This is a genomic window from Pedobacter sp. B4419 (genome assembly GCF_059693725.1).
Map to the genome: position 1 here is coordinate 2,429,290 of NZ_JCASSL010000002.1, position 18,340 is coordinate 2,447,629.

At 44.5% G+C, this 18,340-nt stretch carries 18 protein-coding genes; 4 read left to right on the top strand and 14 right to left on the bottom strand.

The features are described from left to right. Nucleotides 1–10: 10 nt before the first annotated feature. The 5 genes from AC570H_RS22040 to AC570H_RS22060 all read right to left on the bottom strand — a co-directional run bounded on the left by AC570H_RS22040 (nucleotide 11) and on the right by AC570H_RS22060 (nucleotide 5,227). A complete protein-coding gene (locus AC570H_RS22040; protein WP_497359026.1) occupies nucleotides 11–481 on the bottom strand; it encodes a hypothetical protein in 471 nt (156 codons plus the stop codon). 83 nt (nucleotides 482–564) lie between these two features. Continuing rightward, entirely contained in the window at nucleotides 565–1,611 is a 1,047-nt protein-coding gene (locus AC570H_RS22045) for a serine hydrolase domain-containing protein (RefSeq protein WP_497359028.1), read from the bottom strand. A gap of 65 nt (nucleotides 1,612–1,676) precedes the next feature. Next, nucleotides 1,677–2,186 (bottom strand): GNAT family N-acetyltransferase, encoded by a 510-nt coding sequence (locus tag AC570H_RS22050; RefSeq protein ID WP_497359030.1) that lies wholly within the window; start codon nucleotides 2,184–2,186, stop codon nucleotides 1,677–1,679. Between the two features lie 546 nt (nucleotides 2,187–2,732). Then, a complete protein-coding gene (gene dacB / locus AC570H_RS22055) occupies nucleotides 2,733–4,145 on the bottom strand; it encodes a D-alanyl-D-alanine carboxypeptidase/D-alanyl-D-alanine endopeptidase (RefSeq protein ID WP_497359032.1) in 1,413 nt (470 codons plus the stop codon). 89 nt (nucleotides 4,146–4,234) lie between these two features. Then, nucleotides 4,235–5,227 (bottom strand): aspartate-semialdehyde dehydrogenase, encoded by a 993-nt coding sequence (locus AC570H_RS22060; protein ID WP_497359034.1) that lies wholly within the window; start codon nucleotides 5,225–5,227, stop codon nucleotides 4,235–4,237. A gap of 42 nt (nucleotides 5,228–5,269) precedes the next feature. On the opposite strand from AC570H_RS22060, the gene AC570H_RS22065 reads away from it, so the two are divergent. The 3 genes from AC570H_RS22065 to AC570H_RS22075 all read left to right on the top strand — a co-directional run bounded on the left by AC570H_RS22065 (nucleotide 5,270) and on the right by AC570H_RS22075 (nucleotide 7,525). Further along, nucleotides 5,270–6,211 (top strand): hypothetical protein, encoded by a 942-nt coding sequence (locus AC570H_RS22065; protein ID WP_497359036.1) that lies wholly within the window; start codon nucleotides 5,270–5,272, stop codon nucleotides 6,209–6,211. 26 nt (nucleotides 6,212–6,237) lie between these two features. Beyond that, nucleotides 6,238–7,071: a lamin tail domain-containing protein gene (locus AC570H_RS22070; protein ID WP_497359194.1), complete on the top strand. Its 834-nt coding sequence runs from the start codon at nucleotides 6,238–6,240 to the stop codon at nucleotides 7,069–7,071. 100 nt (nucleotides 7,072–7,171) lie between these two features. Further along, nucleotides 7,172–7,525 carry a YtxH domain-containing protein gene (locus tag AC570H_RS22075; protein WP_497359038.1) on the top strand — a complete coding sequence of 118 codons (354 nt, stop codon included), beginning with the start codon at nucleotides 7,172–7,174 and terminating at the stop codon, nucleotides 7,523–7,525. Nucleotides 7,526–7,590: 65 nt separating this feature from the next. On the opposite strand, the gene AC570H_RS22080 is transcribed toward AC570H_RS22075, so the two are convergent. From AC570H_RS22080 to AC570H_RS22120, 9 genes are all read right to left on the bottom strand, one after another. Continuing rightward, nucleotides 7,591–8,472 (bottom strand): sugar phosphate isomerase/epimerase family protein, encoded by an 882-nt coding sequence (locus AC570H_RS22080; protein ID WP_497359040.1) that lies wholly within the window; start codon nucleotides 8,470–8,472, stop codon nucleotides 7,591–7,593. Between the two features lie 20 nt (nucleotides 8,473–8,492). After that, the gene (locus AC570H_RS22085; protein WP_497359042.1) at nucleotides 8,493–9,710 is read right to left on the bottom strand and encodes a nucleoside permease; all 1,218 of its coding nucleotides are present in this window, start codon (nucleotides 9,708–9,710) and stop codon (nucleotides 8,493–8,495) included. A gap of 92 nt (nucleotides 9,711–9,802) precedes the next feature. Next, nucleotides 9,803–10,498 (bottom strand): 3-keto-disaccharide hydrolase, encoded by a 696-nt coding sequence (locus AC570H_RS22090; protein ID WP_497359044.1) that lies wholly within the window; start codon nucleotides 10,496–10,498, stop codon nucleotides 9,803–9,805. A gap of 33 nt (nucleotides 10,499–10,531) precedes the next feature. Next, nucleotides 10,532–11,989, bottom strand: a complete 1,458-nt coding sequence (locus AC570H_RS22095; RefSeq protein WP_497359046.1) for a Gfo/Idh/MocA family protein — start codon at nucleotides 11,987–11,989, stop codon at nucleotides 10,532–10,534. Nucleotides 11,990–12,010: 21 nt separating this feature from the next. Beyond that, nucleotides 12,011–12,403 carry a c-type cytochrome gene (locus AC570H_RS22100; RefSeq protein WP_497359048.1) on the bottom strand — a complete coding sequence of 131 codons (393 nt, stop codon included), beginning with the start codon at nucleotides 12,401–12,403 and terminating at the stop codon, nucleotides 12,011–12,013. A 23-nt stretch (nucleotides 12,404–12,426) separates the two neighbouring features. After that, nucleotides 12,427–13,479: a sugar phosphate isomerase/epimerase family protein gene (locus AC570H_RS22105; RefSeq protein WP_497359050.1), complete on the bottom strand. Its 1,053-nt coding sequence runs from the start codon at nucleotides 13,477–13,479 to the stop codon at nucleotides 12,427–12,429. Nucleotides 13,480–13,484: 5 nt separating this feature from the next. Further along, complete coding sequence (locus AC570H_RS22110; RefSeq protein WP_497359052.1) at nucleotides 13,485–14,639, bottom strand: Gfo/Idh/MocA family protein; 1,155 nt, start codon at nucleotides 14,637–14,639, stop codon at nucleotides 13,485–13,487. Nucleotides 14,640–14,726: 87 nt separating this feature from the next. Further along, nucleotides 14,727–16,427 carry a GMC oxidoreductase gene (locus tag AC570H_RS22115; protein WP_497359054.1) on the bottom strand — a complete coding sequence of 567 codons (1,701 nt, stop codon included), beginning with the start codon at nucleotides 16,425–16,427 and terminating at the stop codon, nucleotides 14,727–14,729. A gap of 17 nt (nucleotides 16,428–16,444) precedes the next feature. Next, nucleotides 16,445–17,113, bottom strand: a complete 669-nt coding sequence (locus AC570H_RS22120) for a gluconate 2-dehydrogenase subunit 3 family protein (protein ID WP_497359056.1) — start codon at nucleotides 17,111–17,113, stop codon at nucleotides 16,445–16,447. 248 nt (nucleotides 17,114–17,361) lie between these two features. Here AC570H_RS22120 and AC570H_RS22125 point away from each other — a divergent pair, with 248 nt between their 5' ends. Further along, the gene (locus tag AC570H_RS22125; RefSeq protein WP_497359058.1) at nucleotides 17,362–18,306 is read left to right on the top strand and encodes an NAD-dependent epimerase/dehydratase family protein; all 945 of its coding nucleotides are present in this window, start codon (nucleotides 17,362–17,364) and stop codon (nucleotides 18,304–18,306) included. Nucleotides 18,307–18,340 lie beyond the last annotated feature (34 nt).

Below are 18,340 nucleotides of genomic sequence, written 5' to 3' on the forward strand. Positions count from 1 at the left end.
TCGCAATTTATTAATTTTTAAGGGAATTAGCTACATGGTTTTTGCGAAAAAGATAGGCTAGGGGCAAGCCAATGCAAACAATCAGGATTGAACAGTTGAGCAATGCCGATGACCAGGAGAACGGGCCCTGGGGCGCTTTAGAATTGGGCACGACAAGAAGATTCATCACCGCCCAAACAAAAATGCCATATAAAAGGGCAATAAGAGGCGTACTTTTAAACCATTGCCACAATTTAGGATGGATGATCGCAAATAACATGGTAAAGGCAAAAGCAATGAGATAATGCAACAGCAGCCCATAAACGATCATGTCGTTGCCTCCGCCCATGGCTTCTTTGCCAAATACTGCGCTGGCAATGTATTTAAGGGCAATGCCTACATTTCTTCCTGTTTGGATATAGAAATTAATAAGAGCTGCCAAAATATCCAATGTGCCTACCAATAGGCCGGCTTTGAGAATGAGGGATGGATTCTTATCCATAGCTGTTTGTTCTTTAAGGTTTAAGAGTTACATGTGATAACTAATCTACCTAAAAACATTCACACTAGAAAAGCGGGTATTTTTTAGTTGCCCTTTTGTAGAGGGACGTAAGGCTTGTTGTCTAAAATTGCTGCTATTGCTTCGGCAATTTCATAGTTATTGCCTTGTTTATGATTGCTTAACAAGATAATCGTCCTTCCTTTGTTGGTATCTGTTAGGGCTAAGGCCTGATAATTCATTGCGGTTCCATCGTGTACGTGGGTAATTACACGATTGTCTTTCATAATTCCGCCACCCAAGCCTGCTTGTTGGTTTTCGCCAAAAGGGGTAATGATTTCGCGTGTTGAAGCAGGATTGATGATGCTGAAGTTATTGATGGCTTGCATCCAGGTATAAAAATCATCCAAATTTAGGCAAGCCCAGCCAGAAATAGGTACTTCTAAGCCATCTTGTTTAAAGGCATTGTTAAATGATTTTGCCATTAAGGGAACTTGATCGTTTGGATCTATGAGGCCGTTTTTAATGTTCGCCTTTTTAAATATTTTTTGTACTACGAAATCATTGAAGCTTAAACCCGATACTTTTTCAATCACCCGTCTGCGCATGTACGTATTGTTGTTGTTATAGGCGTAAGTGCTCCTCGGCTCGAAATCTAGTTGTTGCAGTGCCTGTAGGTCTTTCCAGTTATCGGCATCGCTATGTACGGTGCTCCATTTAATATCGGGTAAGCCGCTGGTATATTGCAATAGGTTTTTGATGCTGACTTTTTGTGCCCAAGATGGTAGGTCTGGAAAAAACTTCGATACTTTATCAGTCAGGTTCAACTTGCCTTGTTCTTGAAGCATCATGATACCCACCGCATCAAATTCTTTAGCTATAGAGCCAATATGGAAACGATAGACTGTGGTAAGCTGTGTTTGCTTTGAAGCATCGGCATAACCAATGGCCTTTTTTAAAACCACCTTGTTCTGGTCTGCAATTAATACATTGCCATTAAATAGGCCAGACTGATGCGCTTTACTGAGGTAATCTTCAATTTGTGCGGCTTTGCTTTTTTGGGCAGCTGCTTGGGCAACTGTTAACAAAGTAATTAGAAAAATAAGTATACCGTTTTTGAAGGGATTAGCCATTGTTAAGGAATTTGCATTTAAGACACCAGCTCGCTTGGATAGTTACAGCCAAAGTAGCACAATGCTTACAAGCCCGAAGGTTTTCTCACGGCATAGATCAGTTCGTCGTAAACAGTTCCGTTTTTGTAAAAAGTACCTGCCAGCTCTGCTTCCAATTTAAAGCCTGCTTTTTCCAATACGCGTTGCGATTTCATGTTGGTGTCGAAAGTACGCGCAAATATGCGGGTAATGTCAAAGGTTTTAAAGCCATAGCTCAACATTAGTTTTACAGCTTCCGGAACAATGCCCTTGCCCCAATAGTCTTCGGCAATCCAATAACCCATTTCGGCATTTTTGCAGTAGAAATCCTGTTGTGGATGTACTCCGATAGAGCCCGCAACCTCACCGTTAACCACAATGGCAAAAATCTCTTGGGGCGTGGCTGATAAGGCTAGGTTGATAAAAGCTACACCATCATCTTGTGTATAGGGAAAAGGAAATTTATTGCTCAGGTTTTTGGCGATGTTGTAATTGTTGGCATATTTTACCAAACTGGGCAAATCGCTAAGCTGAAAGGGTCGAAGTTCGAACTGCATATAAAAGCGTTGTTTTTGTTATGGATTTTCAAGATAAGAAATATTTGAACTATTGGTTCATAAGCTTATTGTTGAATTGCTGAAACTCTAGCTAATCATGTTTTGGAGCGCAAGTTTTCTGCAAGAGGCTTAAGGAAGTCCGACTTTACGCTCTATCTTTTTTGCCTTGATTGGCAAAAAAGATAGAGCGTAAAGTCGGACTATTTTACCTTGGCCAGTGCAACCAAACCTAGCAGCAAGAACCGTTTGTTGCTAAACCCGATTGACAGCGATAGTTTTGAGCGAAGCGAAAAGCTTTAGCAAAAAGCGGGACTAACAGTCAAATGAAATACCGTGTTGGCTTTACAAACAATAAAATGCTGAACGAATCAGGATCTCTCTCGAGGTAGATCCCGGATCAAATCTGGGATGACGCATGGTGTAAAAAACTATCGAAAGAGATTGCTTTTCCCGATGAAATATCGGTCTCGCAATGACGAAGTCTTTTGTGCAATGATGATTCACACTAAACCATCGACTATGGACTATTGACTACTGACTTCAGACTTATTTAAGCGCATCCAGCACTTTAAACAGCTTCTTGCTAATGCCCGAACCATTGTAGTTATTGATGTTGATCACGGCAATGTATTTATTGCCATTCTTGTCCGTATAGTAACCCGCATAAGCCGAAACGTCGTTAATGGTGCCACTTTTAATCTTCATGCCATTGTATTCGGGCAATGAATTGTAGTAGGCATTAAACCAATCTTCTTTTTGAGCCTGAAATAGGACGCTGGCCATGGCCGCGGTGGTAACCCTGGTGCCGGGAGAGAGTCCGCTGCCATCCAAAATATTCAAGGCGTTTCGATCAATGCCTTTGGCTGCCCAAAAGCTGATCACCGAAGCCGCTCCGTTTCTGGTGGTGGGCGTTTTGCCCAGTTTCCAGGCGATGGTTTTTAACAGTTGTTCGCCATACAAGTTAATGCTCTTTTTATTGAACCAGTACACAATTTCGCTCAGTTCCGGAGAACTAATGGTCGCCAGTTTTTGGGTGATAGGTGCAATGGTTTTTCCTTCCAAGCCAAGCCTACGTGCGGTACTTGCCTCTTTTGAACTGCTAATATTTAGCCTTGCCAAAGTATCCTGCAAACGAAATGCTGCATCAAAGGCAGGGTCGGGCAAAGCCAAAGAAATTCCAGCTTTGCTGATGCCTTGGCCCCAGGTTCCGCGCAAATAAGCAGTATAGCTGTAAGGTGGCAAAAAAGCATAGGCATTATCGCCCGAGCCGTTCGAACCCGTTTTTAATTCGTTAATAACTTTTATATAAGGCATCGTGGGTACCATTTCCAGTACTTTAACTTCGCTGCCAGTGCCAAAACCTGGTTTCAAATGGATATCGAATTGATTTTCGCGCCAAGCCAATGCCGATGTGCCGGCACCGTAGTAATTGCCCATATCTTGCCAAATCCAGCCTTCGGGCATCGATTGGGTGCCGAATAAACTGTCGTCGCCAATTACCGAACCTTCTATTTTCTTGATGCCTGCATTTCTGATGGCGGTTACCCATTGGTTAAGTACTACATTTTCTTTGCTCTGTTCATAGCGCCATGAGCCCAAGGTCGGGTCGCCACTGCCGATGATGATCAAATCGCCTTGTAAAGTGCCATCGGTAGTGATTTTTCCTGTATAAGCCAAAGTAGTCTGAAACTTGAAGTCTTTACCTAGCACGCTAAATGCCGTTGCCGAAGTAATGGTTTTAAGGGTAGAAGCCGTAGCCAATCCAATGTTTTCGTTCTTGGCAAAAATTACCTTTCCGGTTTGGGCATCCAATACGCAGAGCGAGGTAATGGCATATTTGGCCTGCTCATCGTTCACCAAATTGGCATAGGCCTGTTCTAGCTTTGTGGCTGTGTTTTGGGCGAAAATGGTTTGCGTGCAGAGCAGCAATAAAAAGGCAAGTGATTTTAAAATTTTCATACAAGGCTGGGCTTGATCGTGATTACAAAACGTGGCGAAACAAAAAAAGTGATGCCTGAACATCACTTTTTCTATTTCAACTTAAAAAATTAGATCAGTTCTTTTTTTACCAGGTACTCGGCAATCTGTACCGCATTGGTAGCGGCGCCTTTGCGCAAGTTATCGGCAACGATCCACATGTTTAGGGTATTTGGCATTGATTCGTCTCTGCGGATACGGCCTACAAATACTTCGTCTTTTTCATGTGCATCTTTTGGCATTGGATATTTAAGGTTGGCAATATCATCAACAACGATGATGCCTTCTGTTTTTTCCAATAGCGCAACCACTTCGGCTACGTCGAACTCATTTTCGAATTCGATGTTTACCGACTCAGAGTGCCCGCCCATTACCGGAATACGCACGGTAGTCGCTGTTAAACGAATGTTATCGTCGCCCATAATTTTACGGGTTTCGTTAATCATTTTCATTTCCTCTTTGGTATAGCCGTTTTCGGTAAATACATCAATTTGAGGGATCACATTTAAATCGATTTGATAGGCATAAGCCATAGGGCCATCGTGGATACCTTTTCGCTCGTTCATCATCTGGTCAACCGCTTTAACACCGGTTCCTGTAACCGACTGATAGGTTGATACCACTACTCTTTTGATTTTATATTTATCATGCAATGGTTTTAAGGCCACTACCATTTGGATGGTCGAACAATTAGGGTTGGCAATGATTTTGTCGTCGATAGACAAAATGTTGGCATTTACTTCTGGAACCACCAATCTGATGGCTGGATCCATGCGCCAAGCTGATGAGTTATCAATTACGGTTGTGCCCGCCTCTTTAAAACGTGGCGCATGCTCTAGCGAAGTGCTTCCACCTGCTGAGAACAAAGCGATAGCCGGGCGCATGCCAATTGCAGTATCCATGCTAACGATTGGATACTGCTTACCCTTAAACGTAATTAACTTACCAACGCTCTTCTCTGAAGCAACTGGGATTAATTCGGTTAACGGGAAGTTTCTTTCCTCCAATACTTTTAACATAACAGTGCCCACTAATCCTGTGGCACCTACTACTGCAACTTTCATTTTTTTTAATTATATTTAATTGATTTCTAATATCTACCAAATATGAGAAAAACTTTGCTCTTTTTTATGATGCTGAGTGCTAAACTTGCATTCGGCCAGGTTCTCGACGATTTTTCTGACGGAAACTTTAGCGCCAATCCCACATGGAACGGCAGCTCTACAGCTTTTAAGGTGAATGCCGAAAAGCAATTGCAAACTTCCTTAAGTGCTAGTGCACAAACGGTTATGCTATCTGTGCCTAATTTGCTGGGGGCGAACGTCAAGTGGGAATTCTTTGTGCAACTGAACTTTGATCCTTCGGTGGCCAACCAGGCAAAAATTTATTTAGTAGCTGATCAGCAAGACTTCAGTCGCCCTTTAAACGGCTACTTTCTACAGATTGGCGAAAACGGCAATGCAGACAGCTACGATTTGTACAGACAAACCGGAACCACGGTAAGCAAAATTATAGATGGCCCTGCCAAAACGCGGAGCGATGTAAATAAGCTTATGGCCAGAATAAAAATAACCCGAACTGATGAAGGGCATTGGGAGTTATTTACGGATATTACCGGTGGAACGAATTATAGCTTAGAAGGCAGCGTTACGGATCATACTTTCATCAGTACAGATTGGTTTGGAGTTTCATGCAGATATACCGCCACAAGATCTGAAGGTTTCATTTTCGACGATTTCAGCATCAGCGAACTAGTGCCCGATACCACGCCACCAGCCTTGCTCAGTGCCAAAGCCATTGATGATCAGACTGTAGAAGCGGTTTTTTCTGAACGCTTAAATGCAAGTTCGGCCTTGGAGATCAATAATTATTCGATTGCTAATGTTGGAGTTCCGACGGCGGTTAAGGCTACAGCTTTGTCCAATGTCTATCAATTAACCTACAATCAGGCATTGCCAACAGGGAACTATGTTTTAACAGTTGTCAATGTAAAAGACCTCAAGGGAAATATAATTGCGGCTAACATAAGGCCAATTTTATTTACGTAAAGCCCTATGATCTGCAAAGGGGCGATATTTTAATCAGCGAGGTTTTGGCTAATCCCAAAAGCGGGGGAGTCGATTTTGTAGAGATTTATAATGCCAGCAATCAGCTTTTGGATTTGAAGAACCTTCAATTGGCTAATATCGATGCAAATGGCAAGCCTGCCAGCATTAGGAACGTAAGCAACGCTTCATTTCTCATGCCTGCCAAGAGCTATTGGGTACTCACTACTAATCCAAATGCCGTTAAAGCGCAATATCAGGTGAATTTTCCAGATCAGTTTGTATCGATGGCAAGCCTGCCAGCTTTTAATAACGATAAGGGTACGGTAATTTTGCTCAGTGCGCAACGGACAATAGATAGCTTGGCTTATAACGAAGATATGCACCTGGCTTTATTGCGCAATGCGGATGGAGTTTCGTTAGAACGGGTTTCGTTGAGCAAACCTGCCAATGAAGCCGGCAATTTTAAATCTGCGGCGGCAAGTGTTGGTTTTGCTACGCCTACTTATGCCAATTCGCAACAAGAGGACATCAATATGGCCAAAAATAGCGTAAGCCTAGGCAGCAAAACATTTTCGCCAGATGGCGACGGTTTTGAAGACCAGCTCCAGATTGATTATCGCTTTGTGAGCAATGGCAATTTGGCCAATATAAATATCTATTCTGATAAAGGAATACTGGTGCGCAAACTAGAAAGAAATACCAGTATGGCTACTAACGGCAGTTTTGTATGGGATGGAATGAACGACGCCGGACAAAAAAGCAATGTTGGGATTTATGTGGTGCAGTTTGACGCCTTTGCCTTAAATGGCAAAAAAGAAAGCTTTAGGCAAGCCTGCGTGTTGGCAACCAAGTTGAATTAGATGGCTGAATTTCATGCTCTGTGGGTCGCAGACCACGGAAAAACATGTCAATTATTTTAAACAAAATATTGATAGTGTTGTTGTTTTTAAAACGTTTGTTATGAAATACGGAAAAATAATGGCAAAACTTTTTGCTCAAAGATCGAATAATAACGCCCAAGTAGCAGTAGCGCTAATAGCAGGTTTGGCTGCAGGTGCAGTAATTAGTATTTTATTTGCCCCGGCCAGTGGTGAAGAATCGCGTAAAAAAATAACCGATGGTGCCAAAAGCCTAGGCAGTGGTGTACGCAACGGTTACGATTCGTTAAAACGCCGCATTGTGGGAGAGGAGCATGAGGAGTTGGCAGCGGAAACCGAAGTGCCACATTTTGTTAAAGAGCCTGCTCCTAAAAAACGTAAATCGGCCATTAAAGATTTGGTAGCCGAGGCACAACATAACGAAGAACAATCTTAGATTCTTAATAAAAAAGCCCAACTCCTTGGCTTAAGAAAGAGTTGGGCTTTTATAAGTGCTTATTGCTAAAGCAGGTTGGCCTTTACATAATCGCAACTGGTTTTAATAGAGGCTAGTTCGTTAGGCTGATAATTGGTTTCGTGCTCTACAAAAAAGTGTTTGGCACCAGATTGCTTGGCATGTGCAAAAATTGCCTTAAAGTCTATAGAACCTTTACCCACTTCGGTATTTAAAGCCTGATTGGTTTTATCCATGTCTTTTACATGCCACATGGCAAAACGTTTAGGATGTGAGGCAATCAGTTTTAAAGGGTCATTGCCCGATCTTACCACCCAATACAGGTCCATTTCAAAATCTACCAGTTTGGCATCCGTTTCTTTAAGCATTACCTCATAGCCAGTGGTTTCGCCATATTTCTTGAACTCGAAATCGTGGTTATGGTAACCTAACCTTAGTCCGTTAGCCTTGCACAAGGCACCGGCTTCATTTAATTTGGCAGCTACTTTTTTAAAGCCATCAAGGTCTTTTACATGGAAACCACCTAATGAGGGGATGGTTATATATTCAGAACCCAATATGTTTGCAGCTTCGATATAAGTTTTTAGCACATCGCTGTTTCCTGTTGAAAGAAAGCCATCCATGTCATAATGCCCACTTGGTGCTTTTAAGCCGTGCTGTTTAAGCAAATCGGCGAAGGCCTTGGCCTCTAAGCCCCAAAAACCATCTTTTTTAGTATAGCCATAGGTTTCTACTTCGCCATAACCGGCATCGGCCACGGCGGCAATAACGCCTTTCACGTCTTTCGGCAATAAATCTCTAAGCGAGTAAAGCTGTAGTCCTGCCACTCTTTTGCCTGGTGCAAAAGCAAACGACGGCAAAGAAGGCAATAGGCTTGCTCCTGCTAGCAGCAAACCGGTTTGTTTAATAAAAGATCTTCTAGAATTCATATGTACGGGTAGTATCAAGTTTAATTTTTGGCTTCGGTTACGTCTTTGTTTTTATCGCTAAATAATAGAATAAACAATAGAAAAACCACAAAGGCAATACCAGCAGGGATAATCCAAATATCATACCAATTGTGGCCTCCACCAGCAATCGCATATTTGTTGGCAATAATGCCTGAAATAAACGAACCAGCTAGCATACCTACACCATAGGTAGCCAAGGTGATAAATCCTTGTGCAGCGCTTTTGAATTTCTCGCCGGCAAGCTTATCGGTATAGATCTGTCCGGTAACGAAAAAGAAATCGTAGCAGATCCCATGCAGTACAATGCCCGCAATCAACATCCAATAATTGGCGTCGGCATTGCCAAAGGAGAAGAAAAGGTATCGGATTACCCAGGCAATCATGCCAATAGCCAACATTTTTTTAACGCCCAGCCTTACGAAGAACAACGGCATTAGAATCATGAATACAGTTTCTGAAACCTGGCCTAGCGACTGTACTCCAGCGGCCGACTTCATGCCTACTTCGTTTAAGAATGGATTTGTAAAATTGTAATAGAAAGCCAAAGGGATACAAATAGCTACCGAGGCTAGAAAGAACAGCAGGTAGGATTTGTTTTTTAATAGGCCGATGGCATCTAAACCAATGATTTCGCCAAATGTAGTTTTTTCATTCTTTTTGGCGGGAGGCGTATTAGGCAACAGAAAACTGAATAGACCTAAAATGATCGAGGCTACCGAGGCCATTTTAAAAGTGAGGATCAGGTTGCCGTCTTTTTCCCAGTTTAGCCAGCCGATTGCCAAGCCTGCTATAATCCAGCCTATGGTTCCGAAAACACGGATCGAAGGAAATTCTTTTCCCGGATCTTTCATTTGTTTGAACGAAATAGAATTAACCAGGGCCAAGGTTGGCATATAGGCGATCATGTAGCCTAAAATGAATGGAAAGAAACTATCGAAATTTAACGAGGTAGCAGCCAGCCATAACAGCACACCGCCTACCAAGTGCAAAACACCTAGTACTTTTTGGGCCGCAAAAAACTTGTCGGCGATCAATCCGATAATAAACGGAGCGATGATGGCTCCAAGTGATTGTGTACTATAGGCCGAGCCGATCTGTATATCGTCAGATAGTAGGTTTTTGCCCAGATAGGTACCCATTGTTACAAACCATGCGCCCCAGATAAAAAATTCCAGGAACATCATGAAAGATAGTTTAAATCTTGTAGTTGCGTTCATTTGGTTTAGTTTGGTTAGTTTTTAGGTAAAATGTAGATGAAATAGGTAAGATGGAGGACAGGTTGTCCACTTGCCATCTTACATCTTCCATTTTATAGTTCCTTGATCATGATATTCCTGTACCATACCTCGTCGCCGTGGTCCTGCAGTGCAATCTTCCCGGTCTGGTAGGTGCCGAAGCCCTGCCATTTGGCAAACTTGCTGCCCGCGATCAGGGCCTTCCAATTGTCGTCCCATAAAGTGGTATTTACAACCTTCACGCCGTTCAGAATAAAGGTCAGCTTGCCTTTGTCGCTGATGATCTCGGCCTTGTTCCATTCGCCGACCGGCTTCACGGGCTCCGAAGAGCTTTTTACCAGGTCGTACAGGTCGCCGGCACGGTGTTTTGCAATCTTTCCGTCTGGATGGCCGTCGTTGTCCAAAACCTGCATTTCCGGGCCTGTGCTGTAGGTCTGGCCATATTTGGGCAGTTCCTCGTGCACAAAGAAAATGACGCCGCTGTTGGCCTTTGGCGCCACCTTCCATTCGAGGCTCAAATGGAAATTCGAATACTCTTTATCGGTTACGATATCGCCTCCGTCGTTGTTCTTCGCTTTCGGATCGAGATGCAGGGCACCATCTTCCACTTTCCATCCCTGGCCAACCGTAGTCTTTCCGTAGGAATGCCAGCCGGCAACAGATTTGCCATCAAACAACAATTTAAAACCCTTGGGCACCTTGGCGGTCTGTGCAGCCACACCAAAGCCCATCGCCAATAAAACGGCAGCTGATAATAAATACTTTTTCATTATAATATTTTTAATATAGCTTTTTTAATCTCGTTAAGCGCCAAGGGTCCAGCCCTTGCGGTATTCCCTTTTTACGAACTGGTTCACCTCGTCGAAATTGGTCACCTTCATCTGGTCGTTGTCCCAAAGCAATTTGGTGTACCTGCCCGGATAGCTGATTTTGCCGTCGGCACCTTTTCTCTGGATATCGGCACCCCTGATGGCCAAATTCGCCATCAATAAAGCTTCGGTCAGCGGGCCTGCAATCTCAAACGGCGAGCTGACCTCGTTTTTGCCATAGCCGGCAATGGCGGCTTCCACCCATTGGGCATAGTGGCCGTTGGCCTGGTTGGGTACACGGGCAAACTTTGGCGCCACCCTGATGTCGGCATTTTTAGACAAAGGCAACAAACGCGGATTGGCGCTATAGGTGCTGGCCATCATTTTTCCCTTGGTACCGATAAACAGTGTTCCGTTGCCTCCGTCGCCAAAGGTTTCGCTGGCCTGGAGCTCTTCCGGCCTTTCCGGCTGGATGCCACCGTCCATCCAATGTACGGTTACATCGCCTTTGGTCTTGGTGGTTTTGGGAAATTTGAGGGTAACATGGCTCGATGGAGGGCAACTTTCGGGGAAGTAGCCACGTTTGAATTCGTCAACATAGACAGAGCCCACACTGGCCTGTACCTCGGTGGCGTATCTGAGGTTCAATACACTAAATGGAGCTTCAAGCAGGTGGCAGCCCATATCGCCCAGCGCACCGGTTCCATAATCCCACCAGCCGCGCCAGTTAAAAGGCACCAGTTTGTCTACATAGTCCTTGTATGGAGCCGTTCCCAGCCACAGGTCCCAGTCCAGCTCTTTTGGCACTTCGGCTCTGTTGGCAGACCAGGCAATGCCCTGCGGCCAAACCGGCCTGTCCGTCCAGGCGTAGACGGTATGCACGTCGCCGATGAGGCCCGCATCGTACCATTCCTTCATCTGGCGCGGACCGTCGTTTGATGCGCCCTGGTTGCCCATCTGGGTTACCACCCTGTATTTCTTTGCCGCTGCGGTCAGTGCACGCGCCTCGTAGATGTCGTGGGTCAGAGGCTTCTGGACGTACACGTGCTTGCCCAGCTGCATGGCAGCCAGGGTCTGTACGGCATGGTTGTGGTCCGGGGTAGATACCGAAACCGCATCGAAGTTCTTATGCTCCCTGTCGTACATTTCGCGCCAGTCGCGGTAGTATTTTGCCTTAGGGAAGTCCTTCACGCTCCTGGCTGCCCGGCGGTCGTCCACGTCGCACAGAAAGGCGATGTCGGCCTTGCCGCTGGCTGCGAATGCCGCGATGTCGCTCTGGCCCTTGCCGCCCACGCCTACGCCCGCCACCAATAGCCTGTCGCTGGGGGCGAGAAAGCCCCTGCCGCCCAATACGTGGCGCGGAACGATCGTGAATGCAGCGGCGGCTATCGCTCCCGCCTTGATGAAGCTGCGTCTGCTTTGTACTTCCGGTTCTTTTTTTTCCTTATCCATAGCTTAAGTTTTTAGGGGATGTTATTTTTTGAGCGATAAGATATATTTTACCATCAGCTGCGCATCGTCGCTGCCGATTTTTGGATGCGGGGTCATCGGGACCGCTCCCCAGGTGCCCTTGCTTCCCTTCATGATCTTTCCTGCCAGTGCGGCAACGGTTTCCGGCGTATTTGGATATTTGGCTGCGATTTCCCGGTAGGCGGGTCCGATCAGCTTGTCTTCCTTGTGGTGGCAGCCGATGCAGTCCGACTTGACGATCAGCAGTTCGCCGGGCTCCATGGCCGGTTTGGCTGCTGCGGGAGGCGGCGTTTCGGTATTGGCCGTTGAAGATTCGTCCGGACTGGAACCGCCGCAGGATGCAAGAAATAATGCCAGTCCGCTTAAAAATAAAAGTGTTTGCTGTGAAAGTTTCATTGGTGTACGTGTATTGATTTTGTTTAAATGCCTAATATTTTTTGGTTGAAACCGGTATCTCCGCCCGAAGCCGCAAAATCATCAAATGCTTTAGTGGTTACCGGAATAATATGTTTTTTAATGAACTCGGCTCCTTCTCTGGCACCGGTTTCAGAATCTTTAATGCAGCATTCCCATTCCATTACTGCCCAGCCTTTAAAATCGTATTGGGTCAACTTGCTGAAGATCCGTTTGAAATCGACTTGCCCATCGCCTGGCGAACGATAGCGGCCTGCGCGGTTAGCCCAGCTTTGGTAACCTCCAAAAGTGCCCTGTTTGCCAGTAGGATTAAACTCGGCATCTTTTACGTGGAAAGCCTTGATGCGTTCGTGGTAAAAATCGATGTATTGGATATAGTCTAATTGCTGCAACACAAAGTGCGATGGATCATATAACAGGCATGCCCTTGGATGGTGGTTCACTTTGTCCAAGAACATTTCATAGGTTTCGCCATCAAAAAGATCTTCGCCTGGATGGATCTCGTAGCAAACATCTACGCCACAATTGTCAAATTCGTTAAGGATAGGCAACCAACGTTTGGCTAATTCCTTAAATCCATCTTCAACCAAACCCTCTGGGCGTTGTGGCCAAGGGTGGAAGGTATGCCAAAGCAGGGAGCCACTAAAAGTAGCATGGGCATTTAATCCTAAGTTTTGGGAAGCCTTGGCCGCGTATTTTAATTGCTGTACAGCCCATTCGGTTCTAGCTTTCGGATTGTTTTTTACTTCTGGTGCCGCAAACGCATCGAACAATTGATCATAGGCCGGATTTACCGCCACCAATTGCCCCTGCAAATGCGTAGAAAGCTCGGTAATGGCCAAGCCATAAGAAGCTACTTTAGCCTTCAGTTCATCCGCATAGGTTTTGCTTTCGGCTGCTAGCTTTAAATCGATAAACCGAGCATCGAGGGTAGGAATTTGGATACCTTTAAAGCCCAAATCAGCGGCCCATTTACAAATGCCGTCAAGCGAGTTGAATGGGGCTTCATCTCCAATAAATTGGGCTAAAAATATGGCTGGTCCTTGTATCGTTGTCATTTGTTTTAAATTTTAAAATCGTACCATTTTTGGTCTGATTTGCTCGAGGCCACTACATTTTCTATAAAGGCCATTCCTCTTACGCCATCATTGGCATTTGGGAAATCAAGCATAAATGGAGTAGGGGTCTCGCCATCAAGTCTGGCTGTCAAAGCCAAAGCAAAGTTTTTATAAATATTGGCAAAAGCTTCCAGATAGCCTTCTGGGTGTCCCGATGGAGTTCTGGTATTGAATTTGGCAATTTCACTTACATAGGCATTGCCTGTGCGGTAAACCTGCATCGGCTGATCCAGCCATTTTACTAGGAGATTATTCGGATCCATTTGGTGCCATTCCATCCCGCCTTTTTCGCCGTAGATTTTAATTTTCAAGGCATTTTCTTCACCAGCTGCAATTTGCGAAGCCATTAAAGTCCCGTTTGCCCCATTGTTAAATTTGAGCAGTACGTTCCCGTCATCGTCTAAGGCACGGCCGTTTACTACAATATTTAAATCGGCACAGATTTTTGTAACCTGCAGTCCAGAAATATATTCGGCCAAATGGGCAGCATGTGTACCTACATCGGCCATGCAGCCACTAATGCCGCTTTTGGCAGGATCGGCACGCCAAGCGGCCTGTTTGTTATCACCAGCAGCAGGTTGACTTAACCAACCTTGCGGATATTCTACGCAAACTTTCCTGATTTCGCCCAACTGTCCATCTTTAATCATTTGCTTAGCCTGTTTGACCATCGGATAACCTGCATAGGTATGGGTTAAACAAACAAAAAGTCCGGTTTCGTCGGCTTTCTGTTTAAGGGCTTTGGCTTCTGTTAAGGTGAGGGTAATGGGTTTGTCTATTACTACGTGGAAACCATTTTCGAGGGCCAGCATTGCAGGTTCAAAATGCACGTTGTTTGGGGTAACAATGCTTACAAAGTGCATCCGCTCGTTTTCGGGCAATTGCTTTTCTTTGGTGATCATCTCCTGGTAGCTTTCGTAAATCCTGTTGGCAGGCAACATTAGGTCTTTGCCAGATTCAAGCGCTACTTTAGGATCGGAGCTTAAAGCCCCGCAACTTAATTCTATTAATCCATCTAATTGGGCCGACATGCGGTGAACTGCGCCAATAAAGGCTTTGCGTCCGCCACCAATCATACCCATTCTTATTTTGTCTTGCATAGTGTTTTGAGGTGAAGGGTTTCAGTATTTAAGGCATAAGGTCTATTTAACCCTATGCCTAAACCGTTTTACCTTATACCTTGATAATTAAATGTTACCTTTCTTTAATTCGCTTACGGCGTAATCTGCTGCCCTTGCGGTTAATGCCATATAAGTCAATGATGGGTTTTGGCAGGCCGCCGAAGGCATACATGAACCATCGGTTACAAATACGTTCTTCACCTCGTGCATCTGGTTCCATTTGTTTAAAACCGAAGTTTTTGGATCCTTGCCCATACGTGCAGTTCCCATTTCGTGGATGGCCATACCCGGCGTAGAACCGTTATCGTAGGTTTTTACATCTTTAATGCCCGCCGCTTCCAGCATTTCTGCCGCATCGTTCATCATATCTTGACGCATTTTGTACTCGTTGTCGCCAAATTCGCAATCGATAGCCAATACTGGCTGACCCCATTTGTCTTTTTTGGTTTTGTCGATGTACACATGGTTTTTGTGGTATGGCAACGACTCGCCGAAACCGCCCAAGCCCATGTTCCAAATGCCCGGTGTAGAAATCAAGTCTTTGAAATCGCCACCAAAAGCCAATTCGGCAATATCTTTATGCCAGCCCGAACGGCTAGCGCCACCTTGGTAACCAAAACCACGAACATAATCGCGTTTATCGTTGCCTATGTTTCTGTAGCGGGGAATATAAATGCCATTCGCTCTTTTACCGTAGGTATATTTATCTTCAAAACCTTCTGCCTGTCCAGATGCGCCGCAACGGAAATGGTGGTCCATCAGGTTATGGCCCAATTCGCCACTGGCATTGCCCAAACCATTAGGGTGCTCTGCTGAGGTAGAATTCAATAACAAGAAAGTAGTGCCTAATGTAGAGCCGTTCACAAAAACGATTTTAGCAAAATACTCATGGTGCTCATTGGTTTCCGAATCAATGATGCGGACGCCTTTGGCCTTTTGAGTTTCCTTGTCGTAAATGATTTCGTTTACCAAAGAAAAAGGGCGTAAGGTCAAATTACCAGTAGCCATAGCCGCAGGTAGCGTAGAAGATTGGGTGCTAAAATAAGCACCAAATGGACAGCCACGGCTACATAAATTTCGGTATTGGCAACTGCCACGGCCACCATGCTCTACGGTAAGGTTTGCCGTACGACCAATGGTCATGATACGGGCCTTGTTGTATTTTTTTTCGATACGCTCTTTTACCGATTTTTCTACGCAGTTCATCTGCATTGGAGGCAAAAACTGTCCATCAGGGAAGTGGGGATAGTTTTCGGCCTGGCCGCTGATTCCTGCAAATTTCTCTACATAATCGTACCAAGGGGCAATGTCTTTATAACGGATCGGCCAATCTACGCCATGTCCGTCTTTGGCATTGTCTTCAAAATTAAGGTCGCTTAAGCGGTAACTCTGGCGGCCCCACATCAACGATTTGCCGCCTACATGGAAACCACGGTACCAGTCGAAACGCTTTACCTCGGTATAAGGGCATTCCAAATCGTTTACCCAGAAGCTTTCGTTGTATTCTTGATAAGGATAATCGCGGATCTGAACCGGATGCGTTGCCTTTTGGGCTTCTGTTAGTCTGCCTCTATGTTCAAATTCCCATGGCTTTTTCATGGCCGTGGTGTAATCCTTAATGTGTTCAATGTTTCTGCCGCGTTCTAACATCAGCACTTTTAAACCTTTTTCGGTTAGTTCTTTAGCTGCCCAGCCTCCGCTAATACCCGAGCCTACTACAATGGCATCATAAGTATTTTGTGTCGCAGCTTTTGTATTTAAGTTCATATGGAAAGATTATCGATTTATGCCCAAACTTTTTGACCTGGTTTAAGATCTACGCAGCCGTCGTAACGGCCAGGAATCTCTACAAATTCGTACGCTTTGGTAGCGCCAATTTCTGATGTGAAATAACCCAACATGGTCAAGTCTCTTGCAATGGCAAAAAACATAGGTTTGGTTTTAGGTTTTTCTTTGGCCGCCATAGGATTGCCTGCTTTTTCCTTTTCAGGTTTGACTTCCTTGGTTTCCTGTTCTTGCTTCTGCAATTTTTCGTTTTCGTCTTTTTCTGTTTTTTGCGAGGCTACCGTTTCATCGCGGAGCTTGGTTACCAATTGCTCGCGTTCTTTTACCGAGATGGCTAGGAAAGATTTGCCGAAATCTTTTTTCGAACGTTCTTCCAAATCATCCAGACCTTTAACGAAGGCTTTTTGAGCATCTTCAGGATAGCACTCTTTCATCATCATTACAATGAAAGGACCTACATTGGCGGCTTTGGCGCCTGGCGATTTTTGGGTAGTTGGGATAATGATGTCGGCCAGCTCTGTAACTAGTTTTTCTTGGTCGGCAGTGAACAAGTGCGCACTGTCTTTACCCGGTTCATTGCAGCTGTCGAACAAGGTTGCAAGGGTAGTTGCCGATAAGGCTCCACCAATTAAGAAAGCAACACTTTTTACGGCTTCTCTTCTGTCCATAAGTATTTGGTTAAAGGTTTCTGTGCACTTAAATTACTGATTATATGTTAACTCAAAGAACATCGAACTTTATTTAGAATGATTATAGATTATATATTGTATTAAATACACTTAGGCTAGCCTCCAGACGCATAAACGCTTTGTAAAAATTAATTTACAAGACGATAAATGGCGTAAAAATTTAGATCATTACCTATGATAAGGTTTGACGCATTTTTTTACCTTTGCTTCCCATACCTATTTTAAAAATGAACGAGAAAATATTAGTACTAGGTTCGAACGGACAAATTGGAACCGAATTGGTTACTGCCTTGCGTAAGGCGTATGGAAATGATAATGTAGTTGCCTGCGATATCAGGAGGCCGGATTATGAATTGAAAAACGCCGGACCTTTTGAATTTGTGAACGTTTTGGACAAAGATATCTTGAAAGAGATTTTCGAAAAATATAAGCCAAAACAGGTGTATTTGCTGGCTGCGTTATTGTCGGCTACTGGAGAACAAAACCCAAAATTGGCATGGGACCTGAACATGAATGGTTTGTTAAACGTGCTCGATTTGGCTTTGGTTTATAAAACCGCAAAAGTTTATTGGCCAAGTTCGATTGCCGTTTTCGGACCGAATTCGCCAAAAGACCAAACGCCTCAATATTGCACCATGGATCCGAATACGGTTTACGGAATCAGTAAATTGGCGGGTGAGCGCTGGTGCGAATATTATTATCAGAAATATAACTTAGATGTGAGGAGTATCCGTTATCCGGGATTGATCAGCTGGAAAGCTGCGCCGGGCGGAGGTACTACCGACTATGCGATCCATATTTTTCACGAAGCCCTGAAAAAAGGAAGCTACTCGTCGTTTTTGTCGGCCACTACAGAATTGCCGATGATGTATATGGACGATGCCATTCGCGGAACCATTGAACTGATGGATGCGCCAGCGGAAAATATCTGCATCAGATCGAGCTATAACTTTGCAGGTGTAAGCTTTACGCCAGAGGTGCTGGCGGCAGAAATCCGTAAGCATATTCCTGACTTTAAGTTAACTTATACCGAAAATGATCCTCGTCAGGCCATTGCCGATAGCTGGCCAAGATCAATAGACGATAGTTATGCAAAAAAAGACTGGTCATGGAAGCCTGAATTTGATTTGGCCAAAATGACTGATGAAATGTTGAAGAATTTGAAAAAATAAACAAGGTTGAAAGTGGAAGGGAGAAGGCAAAAAG

Excerpts from the sequence above, each read along its gene's own strand:
- AC570H_RS22065 (WP_497359036.1), top strand. The coding sequence starts at position 5,270 with ATGAGAAAAACTTTGCTCTTTTTTATGATGCTGAGTGCTAAACTTGCA.
- AC570H_RS22120 (WP_497359056.1), bottom strand. The coding sequence starts at position 17,113 with ATGGACAGAAGAGAAGCCGTAAAAAGTGTTGCTTTCTTAATTGGTGGA.
- AC570H_RS22110 (WP_497359052.1), bottom strand. The coding sequence starts at position 14,639 with ATGCAAGACAAAATAAGAATGGGTATGATTGGTGGCGGACGCAAAGCC.
- AC570H_RS22100 (WP_497359048.1), bottom strand. The coding sequence starts at position 12,403 with ATGAAACTTTCACAGCAAACACTTTTATTTTTAAGCGGACTGGCATTA.
- AC570H_RS22090 (WP_497359044.1), bottom strand. The coding sequence starts at position 10,498 with ATGAAAAAGTATTTATTATCAGCTGCCGTTTTATTGGCGATGGGCTTT.
- AC570H_RS22080 (WP_497359040.1), bottom strand. The coding sequence starts at position 8,472 with ATGAATTCTAGAAGATCTTTTATTAAACAAACCGGTTTGCTGCTAGCA.
- AC570H_RS22045 (WP_497359028.1), bottom strand. The coding sequence starts at position 1,611 with ATGGCTAATCCCTTCAAAAACGGTATACTTATTTTTCTAATTACTTTG.
- AC570H_RS22040 (WP_497359026.1), bottom strand. The coding sequence starts at position 481 with ATGGATAAGAATCCATCCCTCATTCTCAAAGCCGGCCTATTGGTAGGC.
- AC570H_RS22095 (WP_497359046.1), bottom strand. The coding sequence starts at position 11,989 with ATGGATAAGGAAAAAAAAGAACCGGAAGTACAAAGCAGACGCAGCTTC.
- AC570H_RS22050 (WP_497359030.1), bottom strand. The coding sequence starts at position 2,186 with ATGCAGTTCGAACTTCGACCCTTTCAGCTTAGCGATTTGCCCAGTTTG.
- AC570H_RS22115 (WP_497359054.1), bottom strand. The coding sequence starts at position 16,427 with ATGAACTTAAATACAAAAGCTGCGACACAAAATACTTATGATGCCATT.
- AC570H_RS22060 (WP_497359034.1), bottom strand. The coding sequence starts at position 5,227 with ATGAAAGTTGCAGTAGTAGGTGCCACAGGATTAGTGGGCACTGTTATG.
- dacB (WP_497359032.1), bottom strand. The coding sequence starts at position 4,145 with ATGAAAATTTTAAAATCACTTGCCTTTTTATTGCTGCTCTGCACGCAA.
- AC570H_RS22105 (WP_497359050.1), bottom strand. The coding sequence starts at position 13,479 with ATGACAACGATACAAGGACCAGCCATATTTTTAGCCCAATTTATTGGA.
- AC570H_RS22075 (WP_497359038.1), top strand. The coding sequence starts at position 7,172 with ATGAAATACGGAAAAATAATGGCAAAACTTTTTGCTCAAAGATCGAAT.
- AC570H_RS22085 (WP_497359042.1), bottom strand. The coding sequence starts at position 9,710 with ATGAACGCAACTACAAGATTTAAACTATCTTTCATGATGTTCCTGGAA.
- AC570H_RS22125 (WP_497359058.1), top strand. The coding sequence starts at position 17,362 with ATGAACGAGAAAATATTAGTACTAGGTTCGAACGGACAAATTGGAACC.